We start from the raw sequence: 22,516 nt of genomic DNA on the forward strand, positions 1-22,516 counted from the left end.
GACATCGGGAGCTACTTGATGGGGTACTACAATTGGCAACGTCCTCACACCGTCAACGGAGGGATGCCTCCTGCCGTGGCCGAGGAAAAACTCACAACACTGTCCGGAATTAGTTGACCACTACACTGACGCGATGACAAGGAGCCATCTTCCTGCGGTAGTCCCTTACGTACCCTTGCTCTTTCCTTGTTGCTATTGGCCATCTCAGCGGCCTTGACTTCCTAGACTAAGCACGAGAAGGCGTAATAGCAAAGTGTGAGTGAGGATACGCCCGGCGGTCATCCTCCCAGCGCCTGATAGCGGCTATAGGGCTGGGTTAACGGCGATATCGAAATGCAATACGTTTTCACGCACGCCGAGCTTGGAGTAGAGGGCAATTGGCAAGGTCGTCACCATGATCCGCCTGCACGAAGACGACGTAAGCGCCACGTGTGGCGGCAATCTCCTTGAGGGCCTGGATCAATGCCATGGTAGTCGCCACTGCCTGCCTCACCGTGAGTATTCGGGGTACGACCCAATGACTTTCCGGCTTGGTTATAAAGGACATTCAATCCAGCTCTCGCACCAACCGAAATCCCACGAGGATATGCTTCAGGTCCGCCGGCCGCACATGGCGCGCCGCCGGGCGGCAGACTCCGCAACCTTGATCGTCCCACGATCCGCCCTTGACCACATAGCCGCCCTTCTCGCCAGGGCTTGCCGTCCATTCGTAGACCTGTCCGCTTGGATCGAGCAGGCCAAAGGGACTGGCGCTTTGGGGATAGCTACCGACCGGGACGGTGTCATAGGGGCCAGCGTCGGCGCTATTGAGCCGGTTCGGATCCCACGTCGAGCCCCAAGGGAATAGCTGCCCTTCTGTCCCACGGGCCGCCTTCTCCCACTCCACTTCGGTGGGCAGACGCCAAGTGGCGCCGGTAACTTCGGACAGCCACGCGGCATAAGCCATGGCATCACCATGCGACACCAGCACCACCGGATGATTTTCGCGCCCAGCCGGTGGCGTGCCGCCGGTCCACGCGAAGCGGCGCGTACTCTTGAATGGATGGATCAAGCCGTACTCGGCCCAGACATCGGGTGCCACATCCGGCGCCCGATGATCGGTAGCACTCACGAACGCCTCATACTGGGCGTTGGTTATAGGCGAGCGGGTAATCGCGTAGGCGCTGGTCTGCAGCTGCTGGCGCGGCATCTCATGCTCATACCACCCCCTCTCGCGGGTACGGCTGTGGCCATACGCAGCCTCATCCAGACGGTAGGCAAGCTCACGCTCCTCGCGGTCGGAGCCAGCGATGAAAGCCCCTGCTGGCACCATCTCGACGGGTGGCGGGACAATAGTATGCTCACCGGCCCCCGCGGCAAGCGGTAGGACACAAAACACGGCCACTCCTGCCAGGCTGACGAGATACCGAAGGATATTCCGTTCACGGACTTCCGGAGAATACTTTGTTGTTTTGCCCATGGCTCCATCCTCTCAAAGTTTGGAACCTCCGGGAATCCCGGTGCGGTTCATCGTCTGGAAGCCTCAGCCATGTGGCCAAGAGCGGGCGTAGCCACTTCATCGAGATCCATATCGTCACTACGCTGGAATTCGCCAAGAACCAGGGTGTCGCCGTTATCGACGAGATCCGCGAGCAGATCAGCGCGGCGTTCTCCATTCCCCCGGATCGCCGCTGGTTCACCGTGGCCTTTACCGCCGGCCAGCGCTGGGTCTGAGGTGCCCGACATCTCAAGGGACTAGCGCCAACGTCGTAGAGGTGGTGTTCTTGTCGCGTGAATGACTCCTGCGGTCAGAACTCGCTCCAGTCGTCGGTATCGGCGGTACTGCGCGAGAGGTTTTTCTCCGACTTTTTTAACGAAACGGGTTTCAGGAGCTGATGCTCCTCTACTTCATTCTCCGTCGCATTCTCGGGTTGCCCCCCGCGCTGGGCTTTGGCCTGGCGCGTGAGCTGCGCTGTCGCTGGAGCGGCCTGGTCATCGACACGGAAAGTGGCAATCAGCGCGGCGAGACGCTGGGCTTGCTCTTCGAGCGAGGCGGCAGCGGCGCTGGACTGCTGCACCAGGGAAGCATTCTGCTGGGTTACCGAGTCCATTTCGGTGAGCGCGGCATTGATCTGTTCGATGCCGCTGTTCTGTTCCTGCGTGGCGGTGGAGATCTCGCCCATCAGGGCGCTGACCTGGCGGATCGAATCGACGGTTTCGCTGATCGTCTGACCACTGCGTTCGGCCTGTTCGGCACCGCTGACGATCTGGGTAGTGGTCGCCTCGATCAAGCTGCGGATCTCCTTGGCCGATTCCGCGCTGCGGCTTGCCAGGGAGCGCACTTCACTGGCCACCACAGCGAACCCGCGACCCTGCTCCCCAGCCCGGGCCGCCTCGACGGAGGCGTTGAGCGCGAGGATGTTGGTCTGGAAGGCGATGGAGTCGATCACGCCGATGATATCGTTGACACGATTCGCGCTCTCGGCGATCTCGCGCATCAGTTGCACGGTTCGCTCGACCTCCTGACCGCCGGCCTCGGCGGTCTTAGAGGCCGAGGCGGAAAGCTGGTCGGCCTTGATGGCCGTATCGGTGTTATTGCTTACGGTGGAGGCCATCTGCTCCATGCTGGAAGCGGTTTCTTGCAGGGCGGAGGCCTGCTGTTCGGTGCGCGAAGAGAGATCCTGGCTACCCGCGGCTATCTCACCGGCGCCGGTGAATACGCTATCGCTACTATCGCGTAGCGAGACCACCAGCGTCTCGAGCTTTTCCTGCATGCGTTCGAGCGCACTGTAGAGCTGGCCGATCTCGTTACGGCCGCGTTCCTCGATGTGCGCGGTCAGGTCGCCATCGGCGATACGCTCGAAATGGGTAATCGCCTCCCGAAGCGGGGCCACCACCACTCGCATCATCCCCAGCCGAATGAGGAACGCCGCGATGAGCGCCACGACCAGCAGACCGGTGGTGATCATCGCCACACGCCGATCCAGACTCTCGACCTCTGCGATGGCGGCATCGCCCCGCTGTTCGCTGTAGGCGATGAAAGCTTCCATGGCCTTATCGAGCTCGGCTCCCAATCCGGCCAAGTGCTCCTGGTTACGCTGCACCTGGAACGGCACGGCATCCAGCAGCGGTACCAGGCCCTCGGTAACATATGCCGCGTATGCCTCGGTAATGGCCTCGATAAAAGGGGCCCGGGTGTCTGTCGGCTCAATGGACACCTGCTGGAACTCGGCAAAGCGCTGCTGTGCAGCTTCCACGGCCGCCACCGCCATCTCCTGGTTCTCGCGCCCCTTGTCGGGGTTGCCCTGGGCGCTGAGGCTGGCGTAGCGATCCAGGAATGTCTGCGCCCGCAGCACGTTCACCTGGGCGCGGTTGGCCAGGTTGGAGAGCTTGACGTTGGTTTCCGCCAGCTCGTGCAAGGCCGCTTCGCTGGTGGCATTGGCATAGAACCCCAGCCCGCTGATCAAGCCGATCATCAGCACCAGCATCACCAACGCTGCCGTCAGGCTCCACTTGATGGATAGATTTTTCATCGAACCGCCCCCTGCGGCAAATCCCCTAGAATGTATGCTTCTCTATATACCTATCGGCAGAGAGGCTGAGATTTTGAGGCTTTGCCCGGAAACTGACTGCGTTGGTCCACTACGGCCTTCACCGTCGATTCCCCAAACACGATTCGATGACCTTCGGGTGTTGCCACTCCAAACTCACGCAACCCCCAAGGTTTATCGGATATCGTCTGAAAAATCTCGGCTCCACGTTTACCTCAAACACTTATGACTCCTTTCGTGAGTTTGGAAGGCTGATGACGGACTTTCGGATAGCTTGAATATCCTCAAGGTCAACCGGCCGAGAAAGCGCAGACTTATACCGGATCAAATCCTCCCTCAACATCAGGGGGAGATTCAGCCCCAGTAAATTCACAATCTCGTAGCGGGAGAAATCGATATCGAGATTGATCCAAGTCTGCTTAGTAGCATCAAAGATTCGAGGACCCTCACCGTTGCCAACCTCGATCTTGACGCCCTGATATTTAAACTGAACGTAAGTGAGATCCCAGCATTCCTCTTGGTAGTGCATTGCAGGCTTAGAAACATAGTCCTGACCAGCTTGGACCACTACTGGAAAATGCTCCCCCGGTACAAAGAGGTCGATGTCATTCAAGTCTCGCTCAGAGCCATAACCCCTTGCCGCAAGTCCCCCACAGACAAGAAAGGGGATACCCCTATCCCTCAACAGACCTACAATCCATCGCGCTGCAATTTGATGCACGTATCCTCCATTGACGCATAACACCGGCACTCACGTACTGGTCTCATGCATTGCATGGTTGAAATACGGCCAACGCGGCGCTGGCTCACCGTGGCTTTCACCGTCAACCGCGCTGGGCATAGCCTACTCGTCCAGGATGACCTCAAAGCCGCCGTAGATCAGCCGCTTGCCGTCGAAGGGCATGGGGTTCACGTCGGGCTGCAGACGGGGATCCGCCATGATCTTAGGCATGGCCTGGTCACGCACCTCGCGGGAAGGCCAGACCAGCCAGGAGAAGACCACGGTCTCATCCGGCTGGCACTTCACCGCCATGGGGAAGGAGGTGACCTGGCCCTCCGGCACATCGTCCCCCCAGCAATCAACCATTTTCAGGGCGCCGTACTCCTTGAAAACGGCTGCGGCGTCGCGGGCATGCTGGATGTACTTCTCTCGGTTGGCAGTGGGTACGGCGGCAACGAATCCATCCACGTAAGTCATGAGGGTGCTCCTATGTTCTCTGGTATAGCCCCGCAACGGCCTTCATCGGCAGCGGGTACTACTTAGTCGTACCAGCACCAGGAAAATCGACACTGGAAGAGCCGTTCACGACAACCGAGCCGCATACTGCGAAAGCGTCGGCGGTACTGGCTGGGGTCACTTCCTTGTATTGCTAGAGCTTCCCCTTACTCAGGTTCCGATGCCAGGCAAGCCCTCATCGACGATTACCAGAACATCCCCGTGGAAAGGAAAGGTGACCAATTGGCCGAGCCTGTCGCGTACCTAATGCTCAGGCTTGGCCGAGCCGGTTTCATGCGCTGTAGGGGGCACAAAGCGCTTTAGAACATGGTGTGCCATGCCTCTGGCCAGCTCTTCCTCGCTGAAGAAGACACGACCGACACCCTCTTTAACGAGTAGCGTAGCATCGTCTTCGCTGTGGGTTCGTACTACCACCTCGATATCGGGATTCAATGTCCGGGCGGTATCCACCATCTGACGAATTTCAAGCGTATCGGGAATAGCGATGACCAACATGGCAGCACGGGCAATATGCGCTTGGATCAGTACGGGGGGCTCGGCAGCATTTCCCGATACGGCAGCGATGCCCTGCTTGCGTAACGATTCCACCAATTCACGGTTCCGTTCGGCCACAATGAAAGGAATGCCTTGCTGACGTAGCGTTTCCCCGATACGCCGCCCCACGCGTCCGTAACCGACCAGAACCACTTGACCTTCAAGGTAGTGCTCTTCGGTCGACATGGGGAGTTCGGCAAAGGGGTCCTGGCGCTGATCCAGTCGCCGGGCAATGCTCGATTTCGCCAATACGCTCTTCCGTAGAGGCTCTATCAGCCTGAAGATCAAGGGGTTGAGTGCGATCGAGATCAATGCACCAACGAGGATTAGATTCTGCCCTTCCGATGAAAGCAAACCCAACGACATGCCAAGGCCGGCCAGAATAAAGGAAAATTCCCCAATCTGGGCGAGGCTCGCCGCCACCGTGAGTGCCGTAGTTAGCGGATAGCGAAAAGCGATCACGAGCGCTGCTGCCGCGATGGATTTGCCGATGATAATGATCGCCACCACACCGAGCACTCCAAGCGGCATCTCTATGAGCACGGCAGGATCGAAAAGCATGCCCACGGAGACGAAGAACAGTACGGCGAAAGCATCCCGTAATGGCAGGGATTCCTCGGCAGCACGGTGGCTGAATGTGGACTCCCCCATCACCATGCCGGCAAAGAACGCCCCTAGGGCAAAGGAAACACCGAATAGCTTCGCTGCACCGAAAGCGATCCCAATGGCCGCAGTAACCACCGATAGCGTAAAGAGCTCACGGGAGCCGGTCCTTGCCACCTGCCAAAGAATCCAGGGCATGACGCGACGCCCAACGACCAGCATTAATGCCACGAAAGCACCGACCTGCAACAGGGTGAGACTCAGGGTACGCCATAGCGGTGTCTGCGATTCACTGGCACCTTCCACTTCACCAAGCATCCCCGCCAGAGGCGGCAGCAGTACAAGCACCAATACCATGGCAAGGTCTTCCACGACCAGCCAACCGACGGCAATCCGCCCATTCATCGACTCAAGAACCCCGCGGGCCTCCAGCGCCTTGAGTAGCACCACCGTGCTGGCTATCGAAAGCGACAGGCCGAATACCAAACCGCTTCCAAGGCTCCACCCCCACCACCACGTCATGCCCATGCCTAACAGAGTGGCCACCGTCATCTGGACGATGGCACCTGGTAGTGCGATACGTTTCACTGAAAGCAAATCATCCAGCGAGAAGTTCAGGCCTACACCGAACATCAGTAGCATGACACCCAATTCGGCTAGCTGAGTGGCAGTACCCATGTCAGCCACATAGCCCGGGGTGGCTGGTCCGATGGCGATGCCCGCCAGCAAGTACCCCACAAGCGCAGGCAGCTTCAACTTCTCAGCGAGGATACCCAGGGCTAGAGCGAGGCCGAAGCCTCCTGCAATCGTTGCGATCAGAGTCGTTTCGTGAGGCATAGACCTTCCTGGCGCTAGCGACCGCCACAGATATCGATGAAGGTTCCCGTCGAATAAGAGGCCTCATCCGACAGCAACCACAGGATGGCATTGGCGACTTCTTCCGGGCGGCCGCCGCGCTTCATTGGCACAGAATCCTTCAAGCGTTCGACCCGACCGGGTTCGCCGCCACTGGCATGAATATCGGTATCGATGATGCCCGGACGCACGGCGTTGACACGAATGCCCTCGTCGGCGACCTCCTTGGCCAGGCCGATCGTGAAGCTATCGATCGCCCCCTTGGCGGCCGCATAGTCGACGTATTCGTTCGGGGCGCCAAGACGCGCCGCCATCGACGATACATTGACGATCGCCCCGCCTCCCCCTCCTTGCTTGGTCGACATCCGGCGGACCGCTTCACGCGCACACAGGAAACTGCCCGTCACATTGACCGCGAATACCCGAGCCAGTCGCTCGGCGTCGATCGTCTCGACCCGGCCTTGGCGTTCGAGAATGCCCGCGTTGTTGACCAGGGCACCAATGGCGCCCAACTGTCGCTCCGCCGTTTCGAAGAGGCGGACGACATCGGCTTCGACGCTGACATCGCCGGCCACGGCGATCGCCCGACCGCCAGAGGCGGTGATCTCATCGACGATGGCCTCGGCGGTCTCTCGGTTGGTGCGGTAATTGACACAGACCGCGTACCCTCTCGACGCAGCGAGCCGTGCCGTCGCCGCCCCGATGCCACGGCTTCCGCCGGTAATCACCATGACCTGGTTCATGCTGTGCCTCCGTCCGTATGACCCGTCGTTTGCCGTGACTGACGCCAATGCCCACGCCACGCCCCGCTCACCTGCATTGACTGGCATGATCCGCTCAGCGGCGCAGCTAACCAGCATAGATTAGTCAGCATGTTCATTTTATCTAACGCGGTAGCAACGACAGGCACAGGTCAGATCACTGTTGGTCGCGGCAAAACTGTCTGGCTTCTTCGATCAGCCAGTCGATGAAACGTTGAGCTGTCGGTGGCGCACCACCGGTGATCGGCAGAATCAGTTCGTAAGTGAACGGCGACTCCAGTACATAATCCGCTCCGAAGGGTCGTACCAGCACTCCGCTTGCCAGTCGATCAGCGACGATAGGATGGCTGGCCAGCATCACTCCCCGCCCGGCAATGGTCTGGTCCAGGGCCAACCCGAATAGCGAGTAGCGGCGCTGAATCGGTGTCGCTATATCACGTACTCCCGCCGCATCGAGCCATTCGCGCCAACCAGGAAAGGCTTCGCTTTGACGCGAGCACCAAGCCACCTCGAGCAGCGTATGGTTGACCAGGTCGGCTGGTTCAGATAGCCGCGGGCCATACGACAGCAAGGATGGCGCACAGACGGGAAACAGCTCATCGCCAAACAGATGCTGGCTGCGTACTCCCGGCCACGGACCACGACCGTAGCGAATCGCCAACCTCGCACCATCGCCTTGCCAAGTCGGCATCGTTAGGGCCTGGCTTGCATCCAAGGAGATTTCAACATGGCCCTCCATGGATTCGAATTCAGCCAGACGTGGTAACAACCAGAGTTGCGTGAATGACGGCGGCGCACTGAGTGTCAGCGTTGCAGCGGACCTGGAGCGCTCGCCAGCCGCCCTGACCCCGGCCGCGATCCGTTCAAGGCCCGCGTCGATATCATCGGCCAGTAGCCGGCCAGCGTCATTCAAGCACACCCCGTTTGCATGACGCTCGAAGAGAAGGATACCGAGCCTGTCTTCGAGCTGCTTGACCTGACGACTGACTGCACCAGGAGTCACCCCCAAGCGGCTTGCCGCCAACTTGAAACTTTCCTCGCGTGCCGCCTCTGCAAAGGCCCGCAGCGCATTGAGAGGTAATCGTTCGATTCTCATGGAATGAGTTTTCCTGAGCCTAGACAGGCAGATTAATCGTTTGGCCGGAGCTTTCGCAAATGCTGCACTGACTGCCTGTCAGAGCAAGGAACGACCTCATGAACCATTTCAGAGCATCTACGCACGCCGCTGCCTCCGCATCACAGTGTCCGGCAGTACGTCACTCCATCGATATGCAGGCAAGCCTGTTGATGGTCCTGTTCTGCCTTGCGCTCGGCTTGCAGCAAGTCGCGATCAAGGCCGTGGCCACCGATATCTCCCCGTTGTCCCAAGTGGCATTGCGTTCATTGGTGGCCGCGCTGGTCGTGGCGATATTCGCACGCTGGCACGGAGTGAAAATTGCGGATTTTCGTACCCATCTCGGGCCGGGGCTTCTCGTGGGGCTGGGCTTTACCGGCGAATTCACTTTCGTGGCGCTGGGACTCAACTACACCATGGCATCGCACATGTCCGTGTTCCTTTACACCGCGCCGGTATTTGCTGGCTTGGGGCTGCATTTCCTGGTCCCGGGAGAGCAGTTGACCGGCCGCCAATGGGCAGGCATCGGAATAGCGTTTGCCGGGATGGCAATCGCCATGGCGCCGACAACAAGCGGCATGAACGCCAGCGTGCTGCTTCTAGGCGATGCGCTAGGATTATTGGCCGGCCTATCATGGGCCGCTACGACACTCGTGTTGCGAAGGTCAACGCTGTCCGAGGCACCAGCGGTTCAGACACTATGCTATCAGCTGGCCACCGCCGGCCTGCTTTTGCTGCCGGCAGCGGCGCTGCTCGGCGATCTTGGCACGATCCACGTTACCGGGCTGGTGTTGGCTAGCATGACATTCCAGACGCTGGTGATCTCCTTAGGCGCACTGCTGCTCTGGTTCGCATTGCTGCGCCGCTACCTCGCTACGCAGCTAGGCGTATTCTCATTCCTGTCGCCAGTGTTCGGTGTACTGTTCGGAGCCATGCTTCTTGGCGAACCGCTGACGATCAATTTCATGGTAGGCGGGGTTGCAATACTGACCGGTATCATCCTGGTCAGCCGATAATGCAGCAACGTTGTCAGCGAATGCGTGGCTCTGGCCGCGAAGAGAAGTGCCCCGTCAAAACAAAAAAGGCCCCGAGTCAGGTGACTGGCTCGGGGCTTATATTTCAAAATCAACCCCATCCTCTCGTAGCATTTCCTCCAAGTCGCGATAGCCATCCAGCTCCATCAAAAGACGCTCTCTTTCCGATTTCGCAATCTCGGCCCAGTGCCTATCTTCCAAAGCTCCAACCATCGCGTATAGGAAATTCAGACTCGGCTTTATGCTGGACTCATTTTTCAGACGAATGAATGCTCTGACAGGCCCAACCCTTCTCAAGTCATCAGGGGTATTGATACCTATTTCAGCCAAGCACTTCTCTGACTTCGGACCCAGTCCTTTTAGATCCCTAAGCTTCATGGCTGCCTTCCTGAAATATAACATCTGAGCTGGCATGGCATTGTTGTGGTAACGAAAGAGTAACGATGATTTGCTACTCTTCCGTATGGGTTATCGCTGTTTTAGTCGTACTCAGCGTGTTGAGGCAGTTGATCCGTTATCTCGAACCATGGCGCCTTGCTGTTCACGAAAACATGGCGCTCGGCGCTAACCTGTGGGTCAGAATCGAGAGTGCCGAGCGGAAAACCATAGACGTCGGGGTTCGCATCATACTTTGTATAGAGGCTAGAGCCACATCCCGAGCAAAACCCTTTATGCTCGCCTGGGGACGACTCATAAAACTTGATCAAGCTCTGCCCTTTGACTGTCTTCCAATCTTGTGACTGCACCTTGGCACGAGTTCGGAAAGCGGACCCATGGAGCTTGCGGCACATTGAGCAGTGACAGTTCAGAACATCCGTCAGCTCACCATGTATTTCGTATTGAACACCACCACAAAGACAGCTTCCTGCATGCTTCATTGCTTCATCTCCTTATGTGATAACGAGGCTGTAGAAAGTAGCAAAAGGTCAGCACCTTCTAAAAACCTCGAATTGATTAAATTCTTGGATCGGAAATCACACTCTCTCATAAGGTTTGGCAAACTTACACCAAAAATTTTCTTAGGCTTCACGTACACGACTTCTCTACTCGGCGCCAGGATCAGAGCAATCCGCGAAGCGGTATCGGTATTCCGTCGGCGACAATTGCACCTGCCGGTTAAATAAAGAGCAGAAAGTCGCCACGTCAGCATATCCCACCCGCTCGGTGATCTGCGCGACATTGAGCGAGGTCGACTGCAATAAGTCCTTGGCAACCTGCACTCGATGGCGTTGCAAATATGCAAGCGGCGTGGTGCCAGTTTCTTTCTTGAAGCGACGGAGCAACGTGCGCGGACTGACGTGAAACGCCTCAGCTAGCCGCGCCAAGTCGTAGGGTTCGTCGAAGCGACTGGTGAGCCAATGCTGCACCCGCGTGGAGAATCTTTCCTCACCGACCGGCAACAATCGCCGATCGACAAATGGAGCCTGGCTGCTGCGGAGGGGTTCGACCAGCGCGATGCTGGCTGTCTTCCGAGCCAGGTCAGCGTCGCCGAGCGTGCGAACAATGTGCAAGGCGAGATCGGTCGCGGCGCTAAAGGCGCCGGCTGTCGTCACACCGGCATCCTCCAGCAGCAACGCCTCTGGCGTTACCTCGACGGCCGGGTACAAACGCGCCAGTAGCGGTGCGAATAGCCAAGCAGTGGTGGCTTGGCGCCCGTCCAACAGCCCTGCTTCCGCCAGCAGAAAGGCACCAACGCAAACGGATGCCACCGGCAGACCGCGCGCGAAGGTGCGTCGAATGAACTCCACTTCGCGAGCGAGTCCGGCGAGATCGGCACGCGAGACCTCAAGGCCACCGAAGTCGAGGCCAGGCACGACCAACAAGTCCGCCTTGCCCGTTGCCGGACCTGCGCTCAACCCGATGCCTCCGGCCGCCGCAATCTTGCGTCGCCGCACGCCGACGATCTCGACCAAGAAGGGTGGCTCGACAACGCCCGTTTCTGCCCGGGCAATCCGGTTGGCCAGGAGCAGGAGATCGCTGACCGCGCAGACCTCCATAGCCAGGCAACCGTCGTAGGCCAGAATCGCAATTCGCTTTTGATGCATTTTTGTCTCGGCGTGACGTTATTGCCCAAGAATAAGGCAATCTCGCCAATATCGCGACATCTCCTCAGCAGGCACACTTGGTTCTGTCCGAAAAGTCGGCGAGCGAAGACCAGGCAAGGCAAAAATCATCGAAAAAGCGGAGTTTACGTGGGTGTAAATGAGCATTTTGATCGGACTCGCGCACGAGATGATTTTTAACGCCGCATGGGCAAGCGCAGACAGTTTTCGGACTGAGCCTAGATCCCAATCACCAGATAACGAGAGGCAAGCATCACCATGGCTATACTGGGGTCTTACGAATGGGGCGAGCGAACCGACGGTATCTTGTCCACCGTCGACAAGATGCGACTGGTGGCGGGGCTGGTCTGGGGGCAAACGGTCACAGCATTGTCTCTAGCGGCGAAGCGGCTGGGCGTCGACCGACGCCGCATGAGCCAGCTCAATCTTGATGCAGTGATAGCGCCCGATTCCGCCGCCACGCGCATGGCCGACGAGTTGGCAGGCCGATACTACAGTCAACCGCTACGACTTCACTGCCTGCGCACGTACTATTTCGGCAGCTTGTGGTCGCAATACTACGGCCTTCGAGTCGATGCCGAGGTACTGTACGTTGCGAGCCTGCTGCACGATCTGGGCTTGTCACCCGACTTTAGTGAGCAGTCGAGTTGCTGCGGGTTCGGCATCGTCGGGGCCCGCAAAGCAAAACAGGCTGTTGCCGCATTGCAATGGCCCGACGAACGGCAACGCGCCGTCTATGAAGCGATCAGCTACCACCTGAACCCGTACCTGTCACTGGCGAAACACGAGCCTGAGGCGGTTTGCCTGCAACGGGCGGCGCATTTGGATGTGGTTGGTGCCGGCCGACACTTGCTGCAGACCGACATCATCGCCAGCGTGCACCAACGCTATCCGCGAGACGATTTCCGTGAAGAAATACTCGCGACCATGACCGGTATGAGCCACGCACCGAGTTCCCGAGCCACCGTTCTCGGCAAACTGGGATTTTCCAAACTGGCCGCTAGCAACCCGTTGGATGACCCGGCCTACAGTAAAGTAAACACCGTCAAGAGGACATGCACTTATTAGGCATTGGCGCTATCCACGTATTTACTTAGGATAGTAGCCATAGGCGAGGTTATTGAATAAACCGGACTTAACTAGCGCCATCTTCACTCCACATGCATTTGGTCAATAAAGGCGGTCCAAAATCTCGATACATCTTTTCTTCATTACTTAATTCACAGTTGAGGACCAATGGCTTTCCACCGAGCTCTGCATTCTTTCCTGGATCACGCTTCGAATATGACCATATTCTTTCTTCCTTGCCGTCGACGACTACCATTATCTGCTGCCCCGTCACAAACTCGGCTGGAAAAAATTGCGTTACTCCTCTACGCCTAACCTCCGGAAGCTCTACAACCCCTTCATCATTCGTGAAAGCGTGATCTTCACCTTGGTTATTCCAACTCCATCGACGAATGACTTTAGCACCTTTCAAAGGTTCCTGATTCAGGGTTATAGCGATTCTGGTTGGAGAAAACACATAAGCTTTTCCCACATCAAAGAAAGACATGACGATTACCATGCCAGATAGTAACAGAATTAACACCAATATAATAATTTTCATCCTTGAAGTTACCTATCGTGTGATGATTACAGTGGAACCAATGACCGGGCGCTGACAAATCCGGACGATTTTAACCGATGAAAAGTGGACATTCTTCAATGGCGTTAACGCTTCAGGCTGACAAGCCAATGCACCGAGGTTTGACCAGTCTTAACTTCCTGGCGGCGCTGCATCGCGGCTGAAGCCAACCCTACACTTCAGCTTTACCTGAGTTGCTGTCTTCATGCGACGCTTTTGACACGCTACCGCCCCTACCCAGCTAGACGTGATAGCGGCCATGCCATCTTTCTGCGGTAGTCCCTTAGTACCCTTGCTTCTTCCTTACCACCAGCCGCCTATGCGGGCTTGGCTTCTAGACTATGCAATGAGGAAGGTAAGCGCAAAATTCTAATGCACAGTTAGGGTTTTCATAGGGGAGAGAGTCACCATGCGAAAATTAGTGACAACGAGACCGGTATGACGTTGATGGCGCACAAAGAGACGTGATGACAGCCATGCGCGCTTGCCACGGCTACGCTTCCTGGGTCCAGACTTCGATCTAAGGAAACACTGAATAATTGCCTGCGCGGGTGAATCGCTGCGTTGCGCGGTGCTCGAAAGCCTCACATATACCCCATATGCTCCGGTTCCTGCGCTCCGTGCGCCTTGCGCTTCACGCCGCTCGCCGATTTATTCAGCGCTTCCCTAGAGGAACAAACCCATCGTGTTCGTCGGGCAAGGAGGAACGCAGTGCGCGTGAACTCCCTCTTGCCGTATGGGGAAAAGTCACGGCGCGAGGAAGCCACCTCCCGTGGTATGACTCCTGGCGGCGCCTACAAGTGACTGTAGAACTCGGGGGCGGCATCCCAACGGTCGTGCATACCGTCAACGTATGTAATCGGAATCCTGGATAGTTCTTCTTCCGTGACCCCCTCCAGGCATCCGATATTGATACCGTACATCTTGCCGATGGGGGTATCGTTGCCGATACCAAATACTCTTACGCCGCAATGCTTACAAAAGAAGTGATGATTCTTCCTGGAGCCAAAAACGTATTTGGTCAATTCACTCTCACCAGTGAGGATGCGGAAACCTTCCGGTTTCGCGACAGCAACCCAGAATCGGTTGCGCCGGCAAATGGAGCAGTTACATCGAAAGCTTGGTTGCATGAGATCGAGGTCGGCCTCGATGGCGACGCTACCACAGTGGCAACTAGCACGGTAAGTTTTCATCATTTACATACCCCCGTCTTGGTGACAGCCCTACCGCTCCGCCATGGCCAGCTTCGCTCCCAGCGCCACGACCAGCGACGTGAGCAAGAACTCCATTCCAAGCATTTCAAGGCCCCTTTCATTCCGTCGATTCAAGGCAGGATAGCCTATCCCGGCACTCCGCGGTTCTCCATCTCCCCGCCTTTGATCGTGCTGCGGATCTCGACTGCTGAGTTGGTACACAGCGGCTGAGAGCAAGCTCGCGATAGCCTCGACACAGTGCAGTGCGGCAGCACAGCGCCTCCTTGGCGGCCGGGCCGGGTAGATATCCGTAACAGCTCCCCTGCCTGTTTCCGCTCAGCCAAGGCAGAATGAGGTTTCATCTGATGTTGCTGACCAAGAGCGCCCTCCCCCTATAGGCGCTGAACGTCGATGACATAGCCAATGATGGGATAGCCAGCCTTTCTGGCGGCTTTTTCAGCTTCCAGTTGTGCTTCGAACTTGGAGATACTGGACGAGCGATGCTCGAAGACGGTATCCAGTTCGATAGGCTTGGTGCGCACCGCCAGCTTCACCACGTAGCCGGTTTTCTGGGAAGTGGCCCGCGGCTTGGCGGGACGGGGTTTTGCAGCTTTCGTGGCCGCCGGAGGGTGGGGTTTCTGTTTCGCGCCCTTCTTGGGGTCCAGAAAGGCATTGATCTCACGCTGCATGTTTTTCTCGAAATCACTCAACTCGTTACTCATCTCACCTCCATAAGGTAGCCACCATGAGTCTTAGTATATCAAAGTCGCAAGTTGATCCAGCGCTTCCTATAGCCACTGACTTCGCCCCATGGAAACTTCAATAGAAAACAATCAAAACTTGCCATTGAGAATTATAAATAACCATAAAAAGTCATCGTTGGATTGGTTACAAAAACTCTCGTGACACATCGAGTATCCGGCCATCGACTGTGCGTTGTACCTTGTCTTCGATTTCACTGCAAAGGGACTCAACCTTTTGTGACGATGTCGCGACCACGACGAAGGACCATTCGCTGGACTCCAACCTATCGTGATCGGCACTTTCACAGACAGCCACTGCCGGGTTACGTCCATAACGTTCGTGCATACCACGCATGCGCTGTCGTTTTTCCTTGAGCGACCTGCATCCTGGCAGGGAAAACTTCAGTCTCAATATTCCTATGTGCATGATCCCCTCATTTCAACATCCGTTCAAGGACTCAAGCATCTTCGTTGGGCTGCACCACCGCTGACGTCCAGACGACCATGTCACTCCCGGATCAGCTCTTCCACGGTCCGAGCCAATGCCGCGGTCAGCCGCGCCATGTTGTCGTAATCGAGTGTCTCGTAAGTGTCGCTCGGGCCGTGATAGCGGGAATTACGGAAATTGGCCGTATCGGTCAGCATCATGGCCGGGTAGCCCATTCGCCAGAAAGCCCAGTGGTCCGAACGTTGTATGTCGCCGATCAATTCCGGGGCGGCCAGTCCTTCCGTGGGTAGTTCGGCATGCTCGCGAAAGGTACCAATGACCCGGTGCACCAGTTGGCGTGACCTCAGGTTACCGACGAAGGCTACGAAGTTCCCCGTCTCAGGGTAGAAATAGCCAAGCACCGGAGGATAGGACTGACTATCTGGCTCATCGGTGTAATAGCCAAGCATCTCCAGTGAGATCATGCCCAGGACGTCCTCTCCATCCGCCCGCAACTGACGTGCATAATTCAGGCTGCCCATAGCGGCGCTACCGAAAAATGGCATCTCTTCATTGGCAAAGGCGACCAAATGGATGCTTCGGCGGGGTTCCATCTCGTTCAGCAAGCGCGCCAGTTCGAGCAACACGGCCACGCCAGAGGCGTTGTCGTCGGCGCCGGGAGTACCTTGAACCGTGTCGTAATGGGCGCCGATAACCAGCGACCCTTCCGACAGGTAGCTTCCGCGTATCGTGACCTCGATGTTGTCGAACGTCATATTGCGGGTCGGGATACCGTGTCTGACTGGCTCGTAACCAGCATCACGGAATGTTCGCTCGATATAGGCGGCCGCCTCATGCATGCTCTCGGACCGCCAATAATTTCGCTCGCCGATCCGATGGGACAGTTCCCGAACATGTGTTCGCAATCGGTCGCGCAGGACTTCTTCCTTTGCCCGCAAAGGGGGTGGTGTACCTCGGTAGGAGGTGCCCGGCATATGAAACATAGCCATGTAGCTTCCTCCCGCACCTCCCAGGATGAGAAGTGCAAGCCCCGCCAAGGCCCAACTGATGAGACGTCGTGTCATTCCACCGCCCTCCCTGATCGAACACCTGCTACCCTGGCTTGCAATAGCCACCGACTCGAGGGACTGCCATGCATCTTCCCCGCAACCGTTTCAAGGCCGGCCTTAAGACAGGCACCCAATATGGCTGCTGGGCCGGCTTCGGTACCCCCTATGCCACGGAAGTGCTCGCCACTACCGGTTTCGACTGGCTGTTGATCGACGGCGAGCATGCGCCGAATACTCTCCCCTCGCTGCTCGCCCAGCTTCAAGCCGTCGCTGCCTACGATACCGCAGCGGTGGTACGCCTGGTCGATCATAACCCCTCATCGATCAAGCAGGTACTGGATATCGGTGCCCAGACGCTGATGGTGCCGATGGTGGATAGTGCCGCCCAGGCAGAAGCACTGGTACATGCCATGCACTATCCGCCGCGGGGTGGTCGTGGCATCGGGGGCGGCCTGATCCGGGCCTCGCGCTGGGGCAGCGTGGAAAATTATCTGAGCCGGGCTCATGAGGAGCTATGTCTCGTCGTGCAGGTGGAATCCCGGGCTGCGGTGGAAAATGTCGAAGCCATCGCTGCGGTGGAAGGCGTCGACGCCATTTTCATCGGCCCCTATGACCTGTCTGCCGGGCTCGGCCATCCCGGCAACCCCGGCCACCCGGACGTACGGGAAAGGATCACCCACGTCATCCAGTCGACCCATGCGGCAGGCAAGGCCGTCGGCATCCTCGCCACCGACGAGGCCGATGCCCGTCATTATCAATCGCTGGGCTGCCAGTTCATTGCCGTCGGTGTCGATGTGATGCTGCTGCACCAAGCAGCATCCGAGACAATGCGGCGACTTCGTAACCCTGGTCGTTGATAGCGCTTCGAACCGTGCCGAATCGTCACTCCACTGACAGTGGCGCTTCCACGCTGGCCAAGAGGCGGTCGGCCAATTCCACCGCTACCCTTTTGTCGAGAAATGGCAAGGTCAGTCGGCCATTGGCCAGAAACAGGTGCAGGGTCGCCAGGCCGCGCCGGCGCTGTAACCAGCTTTGCTGGATGCTGACCGAGATGACGTTATGCAGAGGAAAGATGCTGGTGCGATGGCCCCACAACCCCTGTCGCACTCGCATGTAGCGACCTTCTCGCGACCACCCCAGCGCTTTCCAGCGCAGGTAGGCCAAGATCCACACCACGAGTAGCAGGATCACCGCCAGCACTCCCCAGCCCCACGCTGGCGGCGATGGCCAACCTTCGCCCGCGAGCCAGGACAGTCCTACCAGTCCAGCGACCAGCGCTAGCGATATTCGGAGCATAAGCACTCGACGGTAGATCACGGAAACGCCTGACAAGGCGTTGGACATCGATATCCCCGGCCACAGGGTGCGGATCAAGTCCCCGCCTTGCGCTCGGGTCAGCCCGGGCACCAGAAATCGACGCCCTTCTTCGGCCTCGCCACCACCCGGCGCCCCGAACTGGCGACACACCAGGTAGCCTCGCCCGAGCACACGCCCCAATCCCGTCTGGGCCCACTCCACGACCTGTAGTCTACGTAACGACAGCGCCTGTTCCTGACGCTGCAGCAGACCACTGACCTGCACATGGCGCTCGCCGTCGTCGCGCAACTCATAACCATGGAAGCGCCACCAGGACGCGAACACCGCTAGGGTCGCCAGTATTGCCACCAGCGCCACGACCGTCAGCCCCAGAGTCATGAACGGCGAATCGATGAGCCATTCCCGGGCGCCGGACCCGGGAAAATGCTCATGTGCCCAGCGTTCCACCGGCCGGATCAGCGGTGATAGCATTGCCGCGATCACATAGATGGAGCGGCTGGTCAGCCCATGCAGCGTCAAGGCCCAAGGCGTGATGGTAAAACGTATCTGCCCACCCTTTGCGGACGATTCATGCCATTCGCTCGCTTTGGGGTCTCGCGGAGCCGAACTGCCCAGCCGTTGGCCAAGTGCCTCCGCCAGGTCGCGGCTAATACCCGGCAACTCGATTCGTGAGGCCTCCCCAGCCAGCGTCTCGACCTGCCATTGCACGACGCCGAAGAGACGCATGTAGACCGGCTGATGAATGGCGATATGCTGGACATGCCGGGCCGCCACCTTGAATTCACGATGCTCGAACAACCCCTTCTGGATCACCAGCACGTCACCATCCAGTCGAAAACGAAAACGGCGATAATACTGCAGGCTGAGGAGTATCGCGGCCAATAGCAACGACACACCGCCCAGCAATGCTTCGTACAGCCCGATACGCTCGATGAAAACCAGGCCGGCTCCCGCCCCGAATACCAGCGGCAAGTGTTGTCTCACTATCGAGATCGCGCTTGTCACCAGCAGCAGGCCAACCGCCCAGGGAGAGAGTCGCTGCCAATGTTCCAGCGACGGGGAAGCATGCTGATGTTTCATGTCGCCCCTTATCCTGATGCCGAAGGAGGCGGAGATGGAGGAGGCTGACCATCGCCATCGCTGTCCAGCCGCGACAGCAAATAGTGTTTGACCGCTTCCGCCCGTCGCGCTGGCAAGCCTTCCAGCAACAGATCGGCTCCCCGCCCGCCGGCGGTGAAACAGGCTAGTCGCACCAGACCGAAGGCACGCTCGATCGGGGAGCTCAGGGTCTCGACGTGCTGCAGGCGTACCAAAGGCAGTACCTGGGTGCGGTGTATCAGCAGGCCACGGTGATAGATGACGTCGTGCTCGCGCACCCCATAGGCACGTCGTTTCGCTTCAAGCCATCCCGCAACGATCATCATCGCACCCAACCCACCGACACCGGCCGCGAACCACGGTTGCCACACCGCAAGCGTCGCGTTGGTCACCGGGAACAACAACGCCAGTGTTGTCAGTAGCAGCCAGCGCCACATTTGCTGCAACGCCACGCAGGGCGCCAGGCGGGGGGACACGGATGTCAGGCGGGCCTCCTCCACGGCGGGCAGCGTGTCTGGTTCGACCGACGAATTCGAAAACGTCACGCTCACTCCTCATCATCTCGGCGGTCGTTTATCCATCGTCCGATAGCGCTTCCACACTTTCCAGTTCTAGTCTGCGCCCTTCGGTCGTCGAAAAACGGAAGCGGCCAACTACCCTCACTTCGCGCCCCAGATGAGGTGCGATCACGTCATGCGGGAAGATCTCCACCCGGTGGAGATCTTCATCCTCGATCCAATAATGCAGCGGATCCTCGAAGTGGCGCACCACTCCCTGTGTCGACACTCTGTCGCCATCGTAGGCAGCGGGCTGCGACGCCAGAACCGGCAAGGGTACCGGAGAGACACGGTCATCGCTGCTGCATGCCATCAGTACCAGCAGGTAACAACCGACGACCGCGCCCTTGATCACATGCATGGGATACCCTTGACCAGCGCTCATCGAGTCGCATTCCTCCCGGTTGCCACCTCCCGTCCTTCAGGACGTACTGATCATGATCGTATTTTCCGTTCGATGACGCCATTTCCGTAATGGCTGCCCTGGCTCACCGATAATGAACGGCCAACCATATGGTCTCCTGGTTCGGATCCGTCCATTTGACCCGGTGTTTCTTGTGGGCGGGAATATCGACATGATCACCGGGCCTGAGCACCAGGTCCTCTTCGTACTCGAAAGCAAGGACAGCCTTTCCTTTCAGAACCACGACCCACTCATGTCGCTCCTGGTCATACCAACCGGAAGCCGGTGAGCGATGCCCCTTGGACACGATCCGCTCGACCTTGACGCTTTCGCTGCTGACAATGTCCTCGAACACCTCATTGTCGAGATCTTCCAGAATTGACTCGAACAGGTTCTTCATAGCCGTCGCCGTTTTCATCGTGGATTTCGCTGCATTGATTGCCTGATCCAGCAGGGTCAAACCGGGATTCACCAACGTCACCAGCGCGGTGGAGGCCACGCATCTGGCCAAGAAGTTGCGAGCCGCGATGGCCCGCTAAGTCATGAACGACGCACTATGCAATATCTTCGGGTAGGTCGATATCGGCGTGAATACCAGGGTCGTCGACGTCGATTTCCCGGCATTGCGCCATGTGCTGGCGAATAATCGCACGTCCGCCTTCGTCACCGTCGAGTTTCGTCAACTCGAGCCAGAAATCTCGGCCAAAGAGCACCGGGTGGCCGGGACGTCCGCCATGGCGGGGACGCACGATCCGTGATGGATCGGCGTCGCACAACAAAGTCCTCAGTGTCGCAACCTGGATAAAGGGCATGTCGGCCAGCACTATCGCTGCCGCTTCACAGTTTGCCAGGTGCGTATCCCGCGCCAACGCAACGAAAGCATCGGCAAGGCTCGCACCCAGTCCGGCCCCGCCATGCGGGGCGCGAATCACCTGCCCCTTCTCGGGCACTCCGAGAGCCTGGCGATCATCGTCCTCGCGCAGCACGACACGCACCAAAGGGAAAACCTCGGCGGCACGTTCCATCGTGGCGGCCAGCAAGGTGCGGCCATCGGGCAACACGGCCAGGCGTTTGTCGGCATCGCCAAAGCGCTGTGAGCGTCCGGCAGCCATGACCAAGGCTACGACACGTGCCGTACCTGACCTAGAGCTCATTTCGCGCTCTGCCTCGCTGGACGCGCACGATGTCCGCCACTACCGCCAGGGCAATCTCGGCCGGGGTCTTGCTGCCGAGTGCCAGCCCAATCGGCATTCGGATGCGTGCGATGTCGTCGTCGCTCAGTCCCCCTGAACGGCACAGGCGCTCGGCGCGCGCCTCGGAGGTCTTGCGCGAGCCCATCACACCGATATAGAACGCAGGGGTACGCACTGCCTCGATCATCGCCAAGTCATCGATACGCGGATCATGGGTCAAGGCCACCACCGCAGTGGTGGCATGGCAAGCTCCCGAGGCGATGAAGGTCGAAGGCAGTACCGACTGCATCTCGATGCCCGGCACCTCGAAGCCCCTGCGCTCCTCCTCTCGAGGATCACAGACAATAACCTCGAAACCCAGGGTACGAGCGAATTCGGCACAGGCCGCCGATACCGGCGAGATACCTGCAATGATCAGCCGCGCCGCCGGGCCGATACGCACCCGCACCGCCTGGCTGTCGGCTTCACACTCCACTCTTGGCCCTAGGCCGCTATCCTCGACGAAACGCACTCGGCCAGTATCCAGCTCGATGCGTCTCACCAGTGGGCGCTGCCCCAGCAGGGTTGCGTGCAATACCTCGAGGTGTACCAAATTCGCCGGTTCGGGAGCCAGCCGCTCGATCAGCACCTCGAGAATGCCGCCACAGGGCAGTTCGATCCGGGGTCCCTGCGATGCGTCACCATAACGCAGGGTGGTGATGTCGGTGTCGAACTCCCCATCGCGCAGCCGGGCCAGGAAATCCTCCTCGACACAGCCGCCGGACAGAGAGCCGACATGCCGGCCGTCGCGACGAGCCACTAGCAGCGAACCGGGCTCGCGTGGCGAAGAGCCGAAAGTGGCCAACACTGTGCATAGCCACAGCGTCTCTCCATCGCGTGCCCAGTCCAGTGCTTGCTCAATGACCTGCAAATCCAGATGCTGCATGTTCAACTCGTCAGTCGGTTACCGATCGGCATACGCCGAATACGCTGGCCAGTGGCGTCGAAAAGCGCATTGGCCACCGCCGGCCTCTCATTGATACACACCACCTGATCATCATGGAAATTGGACTGCTGCACAACGCCCTCGTCCAAGGTGATCTCGCTGTGCACCACGACGACCGATGTCTTGGCGCCGCACCGTGAGGCTACAGCTTCCCATGCGTCGTAACGTACAC

Annotated in this window: 25 protein-coding genes and 1 pseudogene; 4 read left to right on the forward strand and 22 right to left on the reverse strand. The window is 58.4% G+C overall.

The genetic code is table 11. From position 1 onward, the window contains the following. Nucleotides 1-303: 303 nt before the first annotated feature. Both IE093_RS02405 and IE093_RS02410 read right to left on the reverse strand, forming a co-directional pair. A pseudogene (locus tag IE093_RS02405) lies at nucleotides 304-490 on the reverse strand (GNAT family protein); the annotation flags it as partial. 57 nt (nucleotides 491-547) lie between these two features. Continuing rightward, nucleotides 548-1,459 (reverse strand): formylglycine-generating enzyme family protein, encoded by a 912-nt coding sequence (locus tag IE093_RS02410; protein WP_189465881.1) that lies wholly within the window; start codon nucleotides 1,457-1,459, stop codon nucleotides 548-550. A 71-nt stretch (nucleotides 1,460-1,530) separates the two neighbouring features. Between IE093_RS02410 and IE093_RS02415 the strand changes: the two genes are divergently transcribed. Further along, nucleotides 1,531-1,713, forward strand: a complete 183-nt coding sequence (locus tag IE093_RS02415; RefSeq protein ID WP_189465883.1) for a hypothetical protein — start codon at nucleotides 1,531-1,533, stop codon at nucleotides 1,711-1,713. 74 nt (nucleotides 1,714-1,787) lie between these two features. Here the strand turns inward: IE093_RS02415 and IE093_RS02420 are convergent, their stop codons facing one another. The 6 genes from IE093_RS02420 to IE093_RS02445 all read right to left on the reverse strand — a co-directional run bounded on the left by IE093_RS02420 (nucleotide 1,788) and on the right by IE093_RS02445 (nucleotide 8,616). Next, nucleotides 1,788-3,512, reverse strand: coding sequence for a methyl-accepting chemotaxis protein (locus IE093_RS02420; protein ID WP_189465885.1), 1,725 nt, complete (start codon nucleotides 3,510-3,512; stop codon nucleotides 1,788-1,790). A gap of 241 nt (nucleotides 3,513-3,753) precedes the next feature. Next, on the reverse strand, nucleotides 3,754-4,143 hold the full coding sequence (locus tag IE093_RS02425) for a hypothetical protein (protein WP_229803191.1): 390 nt from the start codon (nucleotides 4,141-4,143) through the stop codon (nucleotides 3,754-3,756). 231 nt (nucleotides 4,144-4,374) lie between these two features. Then, on the reverse strand, nucleotides 4,375-4,728 hold the full coding sequence (locus tag IE093_RS02430) for a DUF1428 domain-containing protein (RefSeq protein ID WP_189465889.1): 354 nt from the start codon (nucleotides 4,726-4,728) through the stop codon (nucleotides 4,375-4,377). A 282-nt stretch (nucleotides 4,729-5,010) separates the two neighbouring features. Next, nucleotides 5,011-6,741 (reverse strand): cation:proton antiporter domain-containing protein, encoded by a 1,731-nt coding sequence (locus tag IE093_RS02435; RefSeq protein ID WP_189465891.1) that lies wholly within the window; start codon nucleotides 6,739-6,741, stop codon nucleotides 5,011-5,013. Between the two features lie 14 nt (nucleotides 6,742-6,755). Next, nucleotides 6,756-7,502 (reverse strand): SDR family oxidoreductase, encoded by a 747-nt coding sequence (locus IE093_RS02440; protein ID WP_189465893.1) that lies wholly within the window; start codon nucleotides 7,500-7,502, stop codon nucleotides 6,756-6,758. A 175-nt stretch (nucleotides 7,503-7,677) separates the two neighbouring features. After that, the gene (locus IE093_RS02445; protein WP_189465895.1) at nucleotides 7,678-8,616 is read right to left on the reverse strand and encodes a LysR substrate-binding domain-containing protein; all 939 of its coding nucleotides are present in this window, start codon (nucleotides 8,614-8,616) and stop codon (nucleotides 7,678-7,680) included. Between the two features lie 98 nt (nucleotides 8,617-8,714). On the opposite strand from IE093_RS02445, the gene IE093_RS02450 reads away from it, so the two are divergent. Continuing rightward, complete coding sequence (locus IE093_RS02450) at nucleotides 8,715-9,650, forward strand: DMT family transporter (RefSeq protein ID WP_229803193.1); 936 nt, start codon at nucleotides 8,715-8,717, stop codon at nucleotides 9,648-9,650. 96 nt (nucleotides 9,651-9,746) lie between these two features. Here IE093_RS02450 and IE093_RS02455 read toward each other — a convergent pair whose 3' ends face one another. The 3 genes from IE093_RS02455 to IE093_RS02465 all read right to left on the reverse strand — a co-directional run bounded on the left by IE093_RS02455 (nucleotide 9,747) and on the right by IE093_RS02465 (nucleotide 11,713). Further along, on the reverse strand, nucleotides 9,747-10,046 hold the full coding sequence (locus tag IE093_RS02455) for a TfoX/Sxy family protein (protein WP_189465897.1): 300 nt from the start codon (nucleotides 10,044-10,046) through the stop codon (nucleotides 9,747-9,749). A gap of 101 nt (nucleotides 10,047-10,147) precedes the next feature. Then, the gene (locus IE093_RS02460; protein ID WP_189465899.1) at nucleotides 10,148-10,546 is read right to left on the reverse strand and encodes a GFA family protein; all 399 of its coding nucleotides are present in this window, start codon (nucleotides 10,544-10,546) and stop codon (nucleotides 10,148-10,150) included. A gap of 165 nt (nucleotides 10,547-10,711) precedes the next feature. After that, the gene (locus tag IE093_RS02465; protein ID WP_189465900.1) at nucleotides 10,712-11,713 is read right to left on the reverse strand and encodes a GlxA family transcriptional regulator; all 1,002 of its coding nucleotides are present in this window, start codon (nucleotides 11,711-11,713) and stop codon (nucleotides 10,712-10,714) included. Nucleotides 11,714-12,037: 324 nt separating this feature from the next. Between IE093_RS02465 and IE093_RS02470 the strand changes: the two genes are divergently transcribed. Next, the gene (locus IE093_RS02470; RefSeq protein WP_189465901.1) at nucleotides 12,038-12,799 is read left to right on the forward strand and encodes an HD domain-containing protein; all 762 of its coding nucleotides are present in this window, start codon (nucleotides 12,038-12,040) and stop codon (nucleotides 12,797-12,799) included. A 67-nt stretch (nucleotides 12,800-12,866) separates the two neighbouring features. Here the strand turns inward: IE093_RS02470 and IE093_RS02475 are convergent, their stop codons facing one another. The 5 genes from IE093_RS02475 to IE093_RS02495 form a co-directional block, all read right to left on the reverse strand. Then, on the reverse strand, nucleotides 12,867-13,340 hold the full coding sequence (locus tag IE093_RS02475) for a DUF6795 domain-containing protein (protein ID WP_189465903.1): 474 nt from the start codon (nucleotides 13,338-13,340) through the stop codon (nucleotides 12,867-12,869). 812 nt (nucleotides 13,341-14,152) lie between these two features. After that, nucleotides 14,153-14,554 (reverse strand): GFA family protein, encoded by a 402-nt coding sequence (locus IE093_RS02480; RefSeq protein ID WP_189465905.1) that lies wholly within the window; start codon nucleotides 14,552-14,554, stop codon nucleotides 14,153-14,155. A 389-nt stretch (nucleotides 14,555-14,943) separates the two neighbouring features. Continuing rightward, nucleotides 14,944-15,261 carry a hypothetical protein gene (locus tag IE093_RS02485; protein WP_189465907.1) on the reverse strand — a complete coding sequence of 106 codons (318 nt, stop codon included), beginning with the start codon at nucleotides 15,259-15,261 and terminating at the stop codon, nucleotides 14,944-14,946. 178 nt (nucleotides 15,262-15,439) lie between these two features. Beyond that, the gene (locus IE093_RS02490; protein WP_189465908.1) at nucleotides 15,440-15,721 is read right to left on the reverse strand and encodes a DUF503 domain-containing protein; all 282 of its coding nucleotides are present in this window, start codon (nucleotides 15,719-15,721) and stop codon (nucleotides 15,440-15,442) included. Nucleotides 15,722-15,801: 80 nt separating this feature from the next. After that, on the reverse strand, nucleotides 15,802-16,806 hold the full coding sequence (locus IE093_RS02495; protein ID WP_189465910.1) for a M20/M25/M40 family metallo-hydrolase: 1,005 nt from the start codon (nucleotides 16,804-16,806) through the stop codon (nucleotides 15,802-15,804). Between the two features lie 68 nt (nucleotides 16,807-16,874). On the opposite strand from IE093_RS02495, the gene IE093_RS02500 reads away from it, so the two are divergent. After that, nucleotides 16,875-17,648 (forward strand): HpcH/HpaI aldolase family protein, encoded by a 774-nt coding sequence (locus IE093_RS02500; protein WP_189465912.1) that lies wholly within the window; start codon nucleotides 16,875-16,877, stop codon nucleotides 17,646-17,648. A 25-nt stretch (nucleotides 17,649-17,673) separates the two neighbouring features. Here IE093_RS02500 and IE093_RS02505 read toward each other — a convergent pair whose 3' ends face one another. The 6 genes from IE093_RS02505 to IE093_RS02530 form a co-directional block, all read right to left on the reverse strand. Then, a complete protein-coding gene (locus tag IE093_RS02505; protein ID WP_189465914.1) occupies nucleotides 17,674-19,188 on the reverse strand; it encodes a PH domain-containing protein in 1,515 nt (504 codons plus the stop codon). A gap of 8 nt (nucleotides 19,189-19,196) precedes the next feature. Further along, nucleotides 19,197-19,751 (reverse strand): PH domain-containing protein, encoded by a 555-nt coding sequence (locus tag IE093_RS02510; RefSeq protein ID WP_189465916.1) that lies wholly within the window; start codon nucleotides 19,749-19,751, stop codon nucleotides 19,197-19,199. Nucleotides 19,752-19,779: 28 nt separating this feature from the next. Then, nucleotides 19,780-20,148 carry a hypothetical protein gene (locus IE093_RS02515; RefSeq protein ID WP_189465920.1) on the reverse strand — a complete coding sequence of 123 codons (369 nt, stop codon included), beginning with the start codon at nucleotides 20,146-20,148 and terminating at the stop codon, nucleotides 19,780-19,782. 103 nt (nucleotides 20,149-20,251) lie between these two features. Next, nucleotides 20,252-20,665 (reverse strand): cupin domain-containing protein, encoded by a 414-nt coding sequence (locus IE093_RS02520; RefSeq protein ID WP_229803195.1) that lies wholly within the window; start codon nucleotides 20,663-20,665, stop codon nucleotides 20,252-20,254. A gap of 55 nt (nucleotides 20,666-20,720) precedes the next feature. Next, nucleotides 20,721-21,320: a nucleotidyltransferase family protein gene (locus IE093_RS02525; RefSeq protein ID WP_189465922.1), complete on the reverse strand. Its 600-nt coding sequence runs from the start codon at nucleotides 21,318-21,320 to the stop codon at nucleotides 20,721-20,723. Further along, on the reverse strand, nucleotides 21,310-22,284 hold the full coding sequence (locus IE093_RS02530) for an XdhC family protein (protein WP_189465924.1): 975 nt from the start codon (nucleotides 22,282-22,284) through the stop codon (nucleotides 21,310-21,312). The genes IE093_RS02525 and IE093_RS02530 overlap by 11 nt, the downstream gene beginning before the upstream one ends. Nucleotides 22,285-22,516: the final 232 nt, after the last annotated feature.

This window comes from Litchfieldella qijiaojingensis (genome assembly GCF_014651875.1).
Taxonomy (GTDB): domain Bacteria; phylum Pseudomonadota; class Gammaproteobacteria; order Pseudomonadales; family Halomonadaceae; genus Litchfieldella; species Litchfieldella qijiaojingensis.

Coding starts and splice junctions, on each gene's coding strand:
- IE093_RS02410 (WP_189465881.1), bottom strand. CDS start 1,459: ATGGGCAAAACAACAAAGTATTCTCCGGAAGTCCGTGAACGGAATATC.
- IE093_RS02420 (WP_189465885.1), bottom strand. CDS start 3,512: ATGAAAAATCTATCCATCAAGTGGAGCCTGACGGCAGCGTTGGTGATG.
- IE093_RS02430 (WP_189465889.1), bottom strand. CDS start 4,728: ATGACTTACGTGGATGGATTCGTTGCCGCCGTACCCACTGCCAACCGA.
- IE093_RS02435 (WP_189465891.1), bottom strand. CDS start 6,741: ATGCCTCACGAAACGACTCTGATCGCAACGATTGCAGGAGGCTTCGGC.
- IE093_RS02440 (WP_189465893.1), bottom strand. CDS start 7,502: ATGAACCAGGTCATGGTGATTACCGGCGGAAGCCGTGGCATCGGGGCG.
- IE093_RS02445 (WP_189465895.1), bottom strand. CDS start 8,616: ATGAGAATCGAACGATTACCTCTCAATGCGCTGCGGGCCTTTGCAGAG.
- IE093_RS02450 (WP_229803193.1), top strand. CDS start 8,715: ATGAACCATTTCAGAGCATCTACGCACGCCGCTGCCTCCGCATCACAG.
- IE093_RS02455 (WP_189465897.1), bottom strand. CDS start 10,046: ATGAAGCTTAGGGATCTAAAAGGACTGGGTCCGAAGTCAGAGAAGTGC.
- IE093_RS02460 (WP_189465899.1), bottom strand. CDS start 10,546: ATGAAGCATGCAGGAAGCTGTCTTTGTGGTGGTGTTCAATACGAAATA.
- IE093_RS02465 (WP_189465900.1), bottom strand. CDS start 11,713: ATGCATCAAAAGCGAATTGCGATTCTGGCCTACGACGGTTGCCTGGCT.
- IE093_RS02475 (WP_189465903.1), bottom strand. CDS start 13,340: ATGAAAATTATTATATTGGTGTTAATTCTGTTACTATCTGGCATGGTA.
- IE093_RS02480 (WP_189465905.1), bottom strand. CDS start 14,554: ATGATGAAAACTTACCGTGCTAGTTGCCACTGTGGTAGCGTCGCCATC.
- IE093_RS02490 (WP_189465908.1), bottom strand. CDS start 15,721: ATGCACATAGGAATATTGAGACTGAAGTTTTCCCTGCCAGGATGCAGG.
- IE093_RS02495 (WP_189465910.1), bottom strand. CDS start 16,806: ATGACACGACGTCTCATCAGTTGGGCCTTGGCGGGGCTTGCACTTCTC.
- IE093_RS02500 (WP_189465912.1), top strand. CDS start 16,875: ATGCATCTTCCCCGCAACCGTTTCAAGGCCGGCCTTAAGACAGGCACC.
- IE093_RS02505 (WP_189465914.1), bottom strand. CDS start 19,188: ATGAAACATCAGCATGCTTCCCCGTCGCTGGAACATTGGCAGCGACTC.
- IE093_RS02515 (WP_189465920.1), bottom strand. CDS start 20,148: ATGAGCGCTGGTCAAGGGTATCCCATGCATGTGATCAAGGGCGCGGTC.
- IE093_RS02525 (WP_189465922.1), bottom strand. CDS start 21,320: ATGAGCTCTAGGTCAGGTACGGCACGTGTCGTAGCCTTGGTCATGGCT.
- IE093_RS02530 (WP_189465924.1), bottom strand. CDS start 22,284: ATGCAGCATCTGGATTTGCAGGTCATTGAGCAAGCACTGGACTGGGCA.